The sequence below is a fragment of the Sinomonas sp. genome (assembly GCF_051955515.1).
Lineage (GTDB): Bacteria > Actinomycetota > Actinomycetes > Actinomycetales > Micrococcaceae > Sinomonas.
This window is the reverse complement of the sequence record NZ_JBQCGQ010000192.1, coordinates 1-10,103: the sequence shown is the minus strand read 5'-3', so window position 1 is coordinate 10,103 and position 10,103 is coordinate 1. Positions and strand designations below refer to the sequence as shown.

The window sequence follows — 10,103 nt, the reverse complement described above, 5'->3', positions numbered from 1 at the left end:
CCGGTGCTCGGGCCGCTGCTCATGGTGCGGGCTGCGCTTCGCGCCGGGGTGCCTTACCCCCCCCGCCCCCTGCAAATCGCACCGGCGCCCATCCGGTTCGGGGGAGGGGCGCCGTTTGCGTCGGGCTGATTCAGTTCTCGCCGCGGGCGGCCCGAGCCTCCGCGACCTTCCGATGCACGTCTTCCATGTCCAGGCCCTTCACCGCGGTGATGACCTGCTCGAGTGCCTCCGGCGGGAGCGCACCCGGCTGGGAGAAGACGAGGACCTTCTCGCGGAACGCCATGAGCGTGGGGATCGAGGTGATGTTCGCCTGGGCGGCCAGGACCTGCTCCGCCTCCGTGTCAACCTTCGCGAAGACAACGTCCTGATGCTTCTCGGACGCGGCCTCATAGGTCGGGGCGAACTGGCGGCACGGGCCGCACCACGAGGCCCAGAAGTCGACGAGGACGATGTCGTTCTGCTCGATCGTGTCGGCGAACTGCTCGCCCGTGATGTTCTTAGTGGCCATGGATGATCTCCTCCTAGAGTGGCCGTTTAGAATCACAACGACCTCTTCCCGTGGAACATTCCCGCGGCCGCCTGTCTCAAACGGCGCGGCTCAGGCCACGCAGGCGCAGCTCAGACGGCGGCCGGCTCGTGCTCCGAGAGGTACGTCCTCCCGGCGAGCGCGATCACCATGGCGATGACGAGTGCAACAGCAGCCGCGTAGAACGGCACCGGGGCGCCGAACTCTTCGCCGAGCTTCGTCGCCACGTACGGGGCGAGGGCGCCGCCCATCCACCGCACGAAGTTGTAGCCCGCGCTCGCGACCGGGCGGGGCGCGTCGGAGACGCCCATGGCGAGTTCCGTGTACACGGTGTTGTTCACGCCGAGCAGCGCGCCCGCAACGATCACGAGGACGACGACGGTCGGCACCGAATGCGCGGAAGCGGCGAGACCGAGGCCAACCAGGTCGAGCGCGAGGAGGGCGAGGGTGCCGGTGAGGACCTTCACGTCGCCGAAGCGGGCTTGAAGCGGCGGCGCGACGAAGACCGACGTCAAGGCGAGGGCCACTCCCCAGCCGAAGAACACGGAGCCGATGCCGTAGGCGTTCATACCGAGGATGAACGGCACGAAGGCCAGCACCGTGAAGAAGCCGAAGTTGTAGAAGAAGGCGCTGCCCGCCGTCGTCCGCAGTCCAGCGTGGCCGAGCGCACGGATCGGCGCGCTGAGCCTCGTCTTCTGGGCAGGAAGGGGCGTCTTCGGGAGCAGGGTCACAAGGGCGATGAACGCGATGGCCATCAGCGTCGCCGTCCCAAAGAACGGGGCACGCCACTGCCATCCGCCGAGGAGAGCGCCCACGAGCGGGCCGAGCGAGATGCCGAGGCCCAGAGCGGCTTCGTAGAGGATGATCGCCGTCGACGTGCCGCCGGACGCGACTCCGACGATCACGGCGAGCGCGGTCGCAACGAACAGCGCGTTGCCGAGGCCCCATCCGGCCCGGAAGCCGACGAGCTGCCACACCGAACCGCTCGTGCCCGAGAGCGAGGCGAACACCACAATCAGCGCAAGACCGATGAGGAGCGTCTTCTTGCCGCCGATCCGCGACGAGACGAAGCCCGTCACCAGCATGGCCACGGCGGTGACGAGGAAGTAGCTCGTGAACAGGAGCGAGACTTCGCTCGGCGACGCCTTCAGGTTGGCCGCGATCGCGGGCAGGATCGGATCCACGAGCCCGATGCCCATGAACGCGAACACCGCCGCAATAGCGGTGGCCCAGACCGCCTTGGGCTGCCGGAAGAACGAGGCCTTCTCGGCTTGGAGGGTGTTGTGGGCTTCTGTGCTGTGGACTGCTGACTCGGCAGTCATGAAATGCGCTCCTTCGGGTTCGAGAGGGTGTGCAGGTGCTCGTTGATCTTGTCCATGACGGGCAGCGCGGCGCGGAGGGCCTCCAGCTCGTCCGGATCCAGGGTGTCGAGGACGGTGACCATGCGGGCCGTCCTGAGGCGGTTCGCCTCCTCGGCGGCCTGGTCGCCTCGGGGTGTCCGGACGACGACGACGGCGCGCGCGTCGGAGGGGTCCGCTCGCCGTTCGACGAGCCCGACCCGCTCGAGCCGGGCCACCTGTTCGGTGGCGGACGGGACCCGGACGCCGAGGTTCGCGGCGACAACCCCCATGCGAAGGCCATTGCCTTCGGTCATGTTGAGGATGCTGACCTGAGTCGTCGACAGGTTGCTCGAGCCGTCGAGTCGACGGGAGACGAACACGGCGAGGCGCAGCATGCCGCGGAATCGTTCCGCAAGCGCTGCGAGCTCCTGATCGTTCATACTTAGGTACCCTAAATGTTAGGGTACCTAAAAGCAATTGAGGGAGACGGAACTCACTCTCGGTGCTTGCGGTGTGCCTGCAGCGGGGAGCACGGTGGGGAAAGGGAACCGCACGAGGAAGGACACCACGGTCATGACAGAAGAACTCGTCCCCAAGGGCATCGCGATTCTCTCGGCAAGCGAGGTGACTCCAACGTCCGCCCGCCAGCACCTGGACGTCGTCAACGAGGGCGCGAACGAGAAGGAGCGGGCGCACGCCTTCATTGGAGCGTGGGAATCCGTGCCGGACGAGGCCAAGCAGCAGTTCCAAGGAGACGAGAAGAGCACACTGCTCGAGGCGTACCTCGCGGCGAAGTACATCGTCGACAGACAGTGAAACCCCGGTCCGTAGACCGGGGTTTCACGAAGTGGCAGATGAGGGATTCGAACCCCCGTAGGCAATGCCAGCTGATTTACAGTCAGCCCCCTTTGGCCGCTCGGGTAATCTGCCGAGCACACACAGAAAGTACGGGCCGAAGCCTTCTTCTCTGGGCGAGCAAGACAACCTTACAGAACATCGGCCTGTCAGTCGAATCAGGTCTCGGTCGCGTCGGACGCGTCTGATCCGAGGATCTCGCGTTCGATCTTCGCCTCGAAGAGGGCGGCCTGTTCGGGCGTGATCTGACGCAGCTGAACCGCCCGCTGCAGATCCTCGTGGACGCCTCCCAGGCGAGCCGACGGAGCCGGGGCCGGAGACATCACCACTCCAGCCGCGAGAGTCGCCGCCATGACGCCGCCCGCCGCTGCGGCGACGCCACTGGCGACAGCACGGACAGCCGAACGCCGCACTGGGGTCCCGTGATTGCTCTTTCGCGCCACTGTTCCTCCGTTCGCCTTCCTGTTGAGTTCAACGTTCGTGCGGGAACATGCACTCCGGCTGGACTTCGGCTAAGAGTGAACTGTGACCTCGGCTGTCCCCGAGAGAGCCACTAGGCTGGGGCAAAACACCGACTAGCGCCATCGCCGTGGCGCTCCAAAACGCCAGGAGGCACCAGTGGCTGATTCGACATTCGACGTTGTGAGCAAGGTCGACAAGCAGGAGATCGCGAACGCCCTCAACCAGTCTCAGAAGGAAGTCGCTCAGCGATACGACTTCAAGGGCGTCGGCGCCGAGATCGACTTCAGCGGCGAGAAGATTCTCATGAAGGCCAACTCCGAGGAGCGCGTCAAGGCCGTCCTCGACGTGTTCCAGTCCAAGCTCATCAAGCGCGGCATCTCACTCAAGTCGCTCGACGCGGGCGAACCGTTCGCCTCCGGCAAGGAATACCGCATCGAGGCCTCCATCAAGGAAGGCATCTCGCAGGAGCATGCCAAGAAGATCACCAAGCTCATCCGCGATGAGGGACCGAAGGGCGTCAAGGCGCAGATCCAGGGCGACGAGCTCCGCGTGTCGTCGAAGTCGCGGGATGACCTTCAGGCCACGATCGCCCTCCTCAAGGGCTTCGAGGATGCCGACCTGCAGTTCGTCAACTTCCGCTGACGCTTCCTCAGAGCTTCGGCTGCACGCCCATCTCCCGGAAGTGCTCGAGGAGCGCCCGCTCCGGGTGACCCCTGTGCTTGACCAGAAGCCGGCGCAGGCGGACCTTGGAGGCCTCGCAGAGGCCGGGCCCCTCGAGCACCTCGCGGAGGATGCCGACCACCTGGTCCCCGAGGGTGTCTCCCGGGGCCAGTTCCTCTATCTGCTCGGCCAGGTCGGTGGCCGCCAGCATCTCAGCCATGACCGGGACGCTAGTGCTAGACAGACCGTTCTGTCCATAGATTATGGAAGAACCCATCCGGGAGAAACTGGAGTCCCCGTGGCCATTCCGCGAGGGCGGGGAGCCGCATAACGTGATCCCCATGGAAACCGTGACCTCTCTCGACGGAACTGTGATCGCTTATGACCGACTCGGGGAGGGGGACCCCCTCGTCCTTGTCGCAGGGGCTTCGTGCGACCGACAAGCCGACGCCGCGCTCGCAGGCGCCCTAGCCGAGCGCTTCGAGGTCCTCAACTATGACCGCCGCGGGAGGGGCGACAGCACGGACACCCAGCCCTTCGCCGTCGACCGCGAGATCGAAGACCTCGCCGCGGTGCTCGAGGCAGCGCACGAGCCCGCGATCGTCGTCGGCCTCTCCTCAGGCGCTGCGCTCGCCGCGCGGGCTGCCGCGAAGCTCTCGACCCGCGCACTCGTCCGGTGGGAGCCGCCCTATACGACGGACGAGCCAGGCATCGCCGCGGCCAAGGCGTACACCGAGGCGCTCCAGTCCCGCCTCGACGAGGGCGATCACGATGGCGCGTTCGCCCTCTTCCTCGAGCGTGTGGGGCTCCCGGCGCAGGCTATCGCGGGCATGCGGCAGTCGCCGTTCTGGCCGCAGGGCGTGAAGCTCGCGCCGACCTTGGCCTACGACGACGCCGCGATGGGCGGCGCGGTGCCCACCGACGCCTTCGGCACCATCAGCACCCCCACCATGGTCCTGGCCGGCGGCGCGAGCCCAGAGATGCTGCAGCTGGGAGCGCGCGCCGTGGCGGACGCCATCCCGGGATCGGTGTTCGACGTCCTCGACGGCCAGACGCACGACGCCAATCCCGACGTCCTGGCCGCCGGAGTCGCCGGCTTCGTCTACGGCGAGGGGTCCAAGGCGTCGTAGCGCGCAAAGCGCGGCTGGGCGAAGTGGAGCACGACGACGAGGGCCGCACAGGCAAAGGCGCCGACGACGACGGCGGCCCCCTCGCCGATCCAGCTCGCCATCCCGCCTGAGAAGACGTCGCCGAGGCGTGGGCCGCCAGCAACGACAACGGTGAAGACGCCTTGCAGGCGGCCCCGCATGGCGTCGGGCGTGGCGGCCTGGAGGATCGTGGACCGGAGCGCGGCGCTGACCGAGTCGGCCGCACCGGCGGCGATCATGCAGAGGACCGCGGGAAGCAGCCACCAGGTCGGGCCATCCGGTGAGCTGCGGCCGGCGCCTAGGACCACGAGCCCGAAGCCGAGGATGCTCGCGGCCCACGCGACGACTGCCGTCTGAACGCCGCGCCCCTGCCACCGCAGGCGCCCGACGGGCCCGGAGAACAGCCCGCCGAGGAACGTGCCGGCGGCGATGGCTCCGAGCAGCGCGCCGGCCGTCGCCGCGCCGCCGCCGAGCGAGAGGGCCGCGACGGCGGGGAGGAGCGAGCGCGGCATCGCGAACACCATGGCGGACAGGTCGATGAGGAACGTCATGCGGATGTTGGGCCGCGTGCCGAGGAACTGGAAGCCCTCGGCGACCGACCGAAGCCCCGCCCTTCGGACGGCGCCTTCGGGCGGGAGCGGCGGCAGACGGAGCAGCGCCCACATCGCAACGGTGAAGCTCAGCACGTCGAGGGTGTACGTCCAGCCGTAGCCGACGCCCACCACGAGGGTCCCCGCCAGCAGGGGGCCGACCGCGCCGCCGAGCCCGAACGTGATCATGTTGAGCGCATTGGCAGCGGCCAGCAGCTCGGGGCGGATGAGCCGCGGGATGATGCTGCTCCGCGCGGGCATGTTGATCCCGGCCCCGAGCGCTTGGAGCGCCACGAGGACGTAGATGAGGCCCACGCTGTCCAGGCGCAGCCACGCCTGGAGAGCAATGAGGGCGCTCGTCCCCCAGAGCAAGAGGGACGAGGCGATCGCGACCGTGCGGCGGTCATGCGCGTCGACGATCGACCCGCCGTAGAGGCCGGCCGCGATGAGCGGGACCAGTGCGACGAGCCCGAGCAGGCCCACGTTGAAGCTCGAATGCGTCAGGTCGTAGACCTGCAGGCTGACGGCTGTGAGCGTGAGCTGGTTCCCCAGGATGCTGAGAAGCTGCCCGAACCACAGGCGCCTGAAGTCGGCGCTTTCCGTGAGAGGGGAAGTGTCAGCCAGCAGAGTCCGCACCGAAGAAGCTTAGCCTCCCGAAGGAGTTGCGAACGTCAGCGGCCGATCTGCCCCGCCATCGACTCGAGGCGGGCGATCCTGTCCTTCATGGGCGGGTGGGTGGAGAACATGGTCGTGAGTCCGCCGCCGCGCTTGAACGGGTTCGCGATCATGAGATGAGACGTGTTGACGAGCGACTGCTCCTGTGGAAGCGGGTACTGGCGCACGCCGCCCTCGATCTTGGACAGCGCCGAGGCGAGCGCCAGCGGGTCGCCGGTCAGCTGCGAGCCGTCTTCGTCGGCGTCGTACTCGCGGGTCCTCGAGATGGCGAGCTGGATGAGGGTCGCCGCGAACGGCGCGAGGAGGCTCAGCGCGAGGAGGGCAAGCGGGTTCGCGTTGCGATTGTCGCGGCCGCCGCCTCCCCCGAAGAACATTGCGAACTGCGCCACCGAGGTGATGACACCGGCCACCGCCGCCGCAACCGAGGACGTCAGGATGTCGCGGTTGTAGACGTGCATGAGCTCGTGCCCCAGGACCCCGCGCAGCTCGCGCGCATCGAGCATCTGGAGGATGCCCTCGGTGCAGCACACCGCGGCGTGCTGCGGATTGCGCCCTGTGGCGAACGCGTTGGGCGCCGGCGTGGGCGAGATGTAGATCCGCGGCATGGGCTGGCCCGCACGCTGGGAGAGCTCGCGGACGATCTGGTACAGCCCGGGCGCCTCCGCCTCCGTGACCGGGTACGCCTGCATGGAGCGCAGCGCAATCTTGTCGCTGTTCCAATAGCTGTACGCGGTCGTCGCGAGCCCGATGGCCGCGAAGATCCAGATCGGCGCCGAGCTGCGCGTGCCGACGCCGATGAGCCCCCCGATGCAGAGGAGCACGGCCCACAGAACGCCGAAGAGTACGGCAGTCTTGAGCCCGTTGTGATGCTTGTGCACAGTAACCTCCTGCCCCTTCAACGAACGACTCAGCCCGCTTGCTCCCTCGGAAGGGGAGCCTCCCCGATGAACTCGTCCACGATGGCGAGGAGAGCAGGATCGGCCAGGATGCGGAAGTGCCCCGTCACCGGAAGCACGGTATTGCGCGCCCCTTCGAGGTGCGTCGCGCGTCCCACGAGCGGGTCGAACCCCGCCCCCACGGACACGATGCGGGCGTTCGCCTCGAGGTTCTTCGCGAGCGAGCCCAGCACAGGGTTGCCCGAGGAGAACGCGCGCAGCGGCCGCGTCGGCGCGTACCGCGAATATCGCGCCCCGCCGAAGGGAGTCGCGATGGCCAGCATGCGGGACACGAGGCCCTCCTCGGAGTATGCCGTCATGAGGAGCTTGCCGACGAGCCCGCCCTTGCTGTGGGCAATGACGACGGCGTTCCGCACCCCGAGCGCGCGCAGGCGCCGGGCGGCGACTTCCGCGGACTCCGGGATGGTCCGGCGGTTGTAGCCGAGTTCGGGCAGCACGATGACCCGTCGGCCCTGGGACTGCAGTCTGCGGCGGAGCGGATCGAGGAAGCCCGCAGGCTCGTAGATGCCGGGAATCAGCACGACGTCCGGCACAGCGCCACGCGGCGACTCCCCGCCCGGCCTTCCCTCGGGAGCATGAACCGTCGTCTCCGCGAAGCGTCCCTGGGCGATCGATGCGACTTGGCGCCACAGCGCATAGCCAGCGTCGAGCACCAAGCCACCCGCCACCGCGAGCGCTCGCCGGGGTGCCGTCGTCGTCATCTCTGTCGCTTGACCCACGTTAGCCACCCTAGCCATCGCACCTTTGATTCAGCTAAGACCATTGATCCAGGACAGCCTCTCATCAGGTGAGGCTTACCTTATTGTGAGTCTATCAAAATAAGTGCTTCAATGGGTCCATGGAACCCACCCACGGCACTGGCCGCGGACGGTCTGCGCAGGACTGGTCCTCTGCCCTCCGCGAGCACGGACGCCGCGTGACGCGTCAGCGCCTCGCGGTGCTGGACGCCGTCGAACGCCACCCGCATTCCTCGGCGGATGCGATCCTGGCGAGCGCCCGCGAGGACCTGCCCGAGCTCACGCCGCAGTCCGTGTACGTGGTTCTGGGTGACCTCACCGACCTCGGGATGCTGCGGCGCTTCGAGCCGCCGCATTCCGCCGCGCTCTACGAGACGCGGGTGGGCGACAACCACCATCACGCCATCTGCTCGGTCTGCGGCCGGGTCGAGGACGTGGACTGCGCGGTGGGCCACGCACCGTGCCTCACGCCGAGCGACACCCATGGGATGACGATCATGATCGCCGACGTCACGTACGTGGGCATCTGTTCCGATTGCGCCGCGAAGGCCAGCGAGCCCGCGGCACCCTGAACCTCCCCGCCATGTCAGCAGCGCAAGCAACGCGCACAGAAAAAGGAGAATCATGACGGTCAACTACTCGACGACCCAGTCCGGCGCGCCGGTCACGTCAGACGCCCACGCACAGTCGCTTGGGCCCGACGGGGCGATCATCCTCACCGACCACTACCTCGTGGAGAAGCTCGCGCAGTTCAACCGCGAGCGGGTGCCGGAGCGCGTGGTCCATGCGAAGGGCGGCGGCGCATTCGGCGTCTTCACGACCACCGAGGACGTCTCGCAGTACACCAAGGCCGCCTTCCTGCAGCCGGGCGTCGAGACCGAGATGCTGATCCGCTTCTCCTCGGTCGCGGGCGAGAACGGCTCCCCCGACACCTGGCGCGACCCCCGCGGCTTCGCCGTGAAGTTCTACACGAGCGAGGGCAACTACGACCTCGTGGGCAACAACACCCCCGTCTTCTTCATCCGTGACGGCATCAAGTTCCCCGACTTCATCCACTCCCAGAAGCGTCTCCCGGGGAGCCACCTTCGCGACGCGGACATGCAGTGGGACTTCTGGACCCTCTCCCCCGAGTCCGCCCACCAGGTCACGTGGCTCATGGGCGACCGCGGCCTGCCGAAGACGTGGCGCCACATGCAGGGCTACGGCTCGCACACGTACCAGTGGATCAACGCCGAGGGCGAGCGCTTCTGGGTCAAGTACCACTTCCACACGCACCAGGGCGTTGAGAACCTGACGGCGGAAGAGGCCGAGCGGATCGCGGGCGAGAACGCCGACTACTACATCCAGGACCTCCACGAGAGCATCGAAGAGGGTGCCTTCCCGAGCTGGGACCTCTTCGTCCAGGTCATGCCGTACGAGGAGGCCAAGACCTACCGGTACAACCCGTTCGACCTGACGAAGACGTGGTCCAAGAAGGACTACCCGCTCATCAAGGTCGGCACCATGACCCTGAACCGCAACCCGGAGAACTACTTCGCGCAGATCGAGCAGGCCGCGTTCGCGCCGTCGAACTTCGTGCCGGGCATCGCGGCCTCGCCGGACAAGATGCTCCAGGCCCGCATCTTCTCCTACGCGGACGCGCATCGCTACCGCGTGGGCACGAACCACGCGCAGCTGCCGGTGAACGCGCCGAAGAACCAAGTGCGCAACTACAGCCAGGACGGCTCGGCTCGCTTCTACTTCAACTCGCCGGAGACCCCGGTCTACGCGCCCAACTCGCTCGGTGGCCCTGCCGCCGTCGAGCCGACCAACCCGGGCGGCGGCTGGGAGAACGACGGCGAGCTGACCCTCGCCGCGCACTCCCTCCACGCCGAGGACGGCGACTTCGTGCAGCCGGGCATCCTCTACCGCGAGGTGTTCAACGACGCCGAGCGCGCTCGCTTCCTCCAGACGATCGCCGGTGCAGTGGGCGGCGTGAAGCGCGCCGACATCAAGGAGCGTGCCATCCAGTACTGGACGAACGTCGACGCCGAGCTGGGCGCGAAGCTGCGCGCAGAGCTGGGCAAGTAGGGACTCGTTGCGCCGTCACCGCCCCCCGGGTGACACCCCGCGGTCGGGACGGCGCAAGCCCTTTAACGCGGCCGATAAACGCGC

General features: G+C 67.6%; 13 protein-coding genes and 1 tRNA gene. 5 read left to right on the top strand and 9 right to left on the bottom strand.

Annotated elements, in window-relative coordinates:
• Positions 1 to 130: 130 nt before the first annotated feature.
• The 3 genes from trxA to ACTHL9_RS11070 all read right to left on the bottom strand — a co-directional run bounded on the left by trxA (position 131) and on the right by ACTHL9_RS11070 (position 2,306).
• Positions 131 to 508: a thioredoxin gene (gene trxA / locus ACTHL9_RS11080; protein WP_440519085.1), complete on the bottom strand. Its 378-nt coding sequence runs from the start codon at positions 506 to 508 to the stop codon at positions 131 to 133.
• Between the two features lie 110 nt (positions 509 to 618).
• Positions 619 to 1,848 carry an MFS transporter gene (locus ACTHL9_RS11075; RefSeq protein WP_440519084.1) on the bottom strand — a complete coding sequence of 410 codons (1,230 nt, stop codon included), beginning with the start codon at positions 1,846 to 1,848 and terminating at the stop codon, positions 619 to 621.
• Complete coding sequence (locus tag ACTHL9_RS11070; protein ID WP_440519082.1) at positions 1,845 to 2,306, bottom strand: MarR family winged helix-turn-helix transcriptional regulator; 462 nt, start codon at positions 2,304 to 2,306, stop codon at positions 1,845 to 1,847. Before ACTHL9_RS11070 ends, ACTHL9_RS11075 begins: the two co-directional genes overlap by 4 nt.
• A gap of 133 nt (positions 2,307 to 2,439) precedes the next feature.
• On the opposite strand from ACTHL9_RS11070, the gene ACTHL9_RS11065 reads away from it, so the two are divergent.
• A complete protein-coding gene (locus ACTHL9_RS11065; RefSeq protein ID WP_440519081.1) occupies positions 2,440 to 2,682 on the top strand; it encodes a hypothetical protein in 243 nt (80 codons plus the stop codon).
• Between the two features lie 32 nt (positions 2,683 to 2,714).
• Here the strand turns inward: ACTHL9_RS11065 and ACTHL9_RS11060 are convergent.
• Positions 2,715 to 2,796: transfer RNA gene (locus tag ACTHL9_RS11060), tRNA-Tyr, on the bottom strand.
• 83 nt (positions 2,797 to 2,879) lie between these two features.
• Positions 2,880 to 3,164: a hypothetical protein gene (locus tag ACTHL9_RS11055; RefSeq protein ID WP_440519079.1), complete on the bottom strand. Its 285-nt coding sequence runs from the start codon at positions 3,162 to 3,164 to the stop codon at positions 2,880 to 2,882.
• 175 nt (positions 3,165 to 3,339) lie between these two features.
• On the opposite strand from ACTHL9_RS11055, the gene ACTHL9_RS11050 reads away from it, so the two are divergent.
• A complete protein-coding gene (locus tag ACTHL9_RS11050) occupies positions 3,340 to 3,825 on the top strand; it encodes a YajQ family cyclic di-GMP-binding protein (protein ID WP_440519078.1) in 486 nt (161 codons plus the stop codon).
• 7 nt (positions 3,826 to 3,832) lie between these two features.
• Here ACTHL9_RS11050 and ACTHL9_RS11045 read toward each other — a convergent pair whose 3' ends face one another.
• Positions 3,833 to 4,063, bottom strand: coding sequence for a hypothetical protein (locus ACTHL9_RS11045; RefSeq protein WP_440519077.1), 231 nt, complete (start codon positions 4,061 to 4,063; stop codon positions 3,833 to 3,835).
• Positions 4,064 to 4,184: 121 nt separating this feature from the next.
• Here ACTHL9_RS11045 and ACTHL9_RS11040 point away from each other — a divergent pair, with 121 nt between their 5' ends.
• The gene (locus ACTHL9_RS11040) at positions 4,185 to 4,973 is read left to right on the top strand and encodes an alpha/beta fold hydrolase (RefSeq protein ID WP_440519075.1); all 789 of its coding nucleotides are present in this window, start codon (positions 4,185 to 4,187) and stop codon (positions 4,971 to 4,973) included.
• Here the strand turns inward: ACTHL9_RS11040 and ACTHL9_RS11035 are convergent.
• Genes ACTHL9_RS11035 through ACTHL9_RS11025 form a run of 3 tightly spaced genes read right to left on the bottom strand, consistent with a single transcriptional unit; the run spans position 4,946 to position 7,931 of the window.
• Positions 4,946 to 6,217, bottom strand: a complete 1,272-nt coding sequence (locus tag ACTHL9_RS11035) for an MFS transporter (RefSeq protein ID WP_440519074.1) — start codon at positions 6,215 to 6,217, stop codon at positions 4,946 to 4,948. The two genes, ACTHL9_RS11040 and ACTHL9_RS11035, sit on opposite strands and share 28 nt — an antisense overlap.
• Before the next feature lie 35 nt (positions 6,218 to 6,252).
• The gene (gene htpX, locus ACTHL9_RS11030) at positions 6,253 to 7,134 is read right to left on the bottom strand and encodes a zinc metalloprotease HtpX (protein WP_440519073.1); all 882 of its coding nucleotides are present in this window, start codon (positions 7,132 to 7,134) and stop codon (positions 6,253 to 6,255) included.
• A gap of 29 nt (positions 7,135 to 7,163) precedes the next feature.
• The gene (locus tag ACTHL9_RS11025; protein ID WP_440519071.1) at positions 7,164 to 7,931 is read right to left on the bottom strand and encodes an esterase/lipase family protein; all 768 of its coding nucleotides are present in this window, start codon (positions 7,929 to 7,931) and stop codon (positions 7,164 to 7,166) included.
• 119 nt (positions 7,932 to 8,050) lie between these two features.
• On the opposite strand from ACTHL9_RS11025, the gene ACTHL9_RS11020 reads away from it, so the two are divergent.
• Entirely contained in the window at positions 8,051 to 8,521 is a 471-nt protein-coding gene (locus ACTHL9_RS11020) for a Fur family transcriptional regulator (RefSeq protein WP_440519070.1), read from the top strand.
• A gap of 52 nt (positions 8,522 to 8,573) precedes the next feature.
• Positions 8,574 to 10,019: a catalase gene (locus tag ACTHL9_RS11015; RefSeq protein ID WP_440519068.1), complete on the top strand. Its 1,446-nt coding sequence runs from the start codon at positions 8,574 to 8,576 to the stop codon at positions 10,017 to 10,019.
• The last annotated feature ends 84 nt before the right edge of the window (positions 10,020 to 10,103 follow it).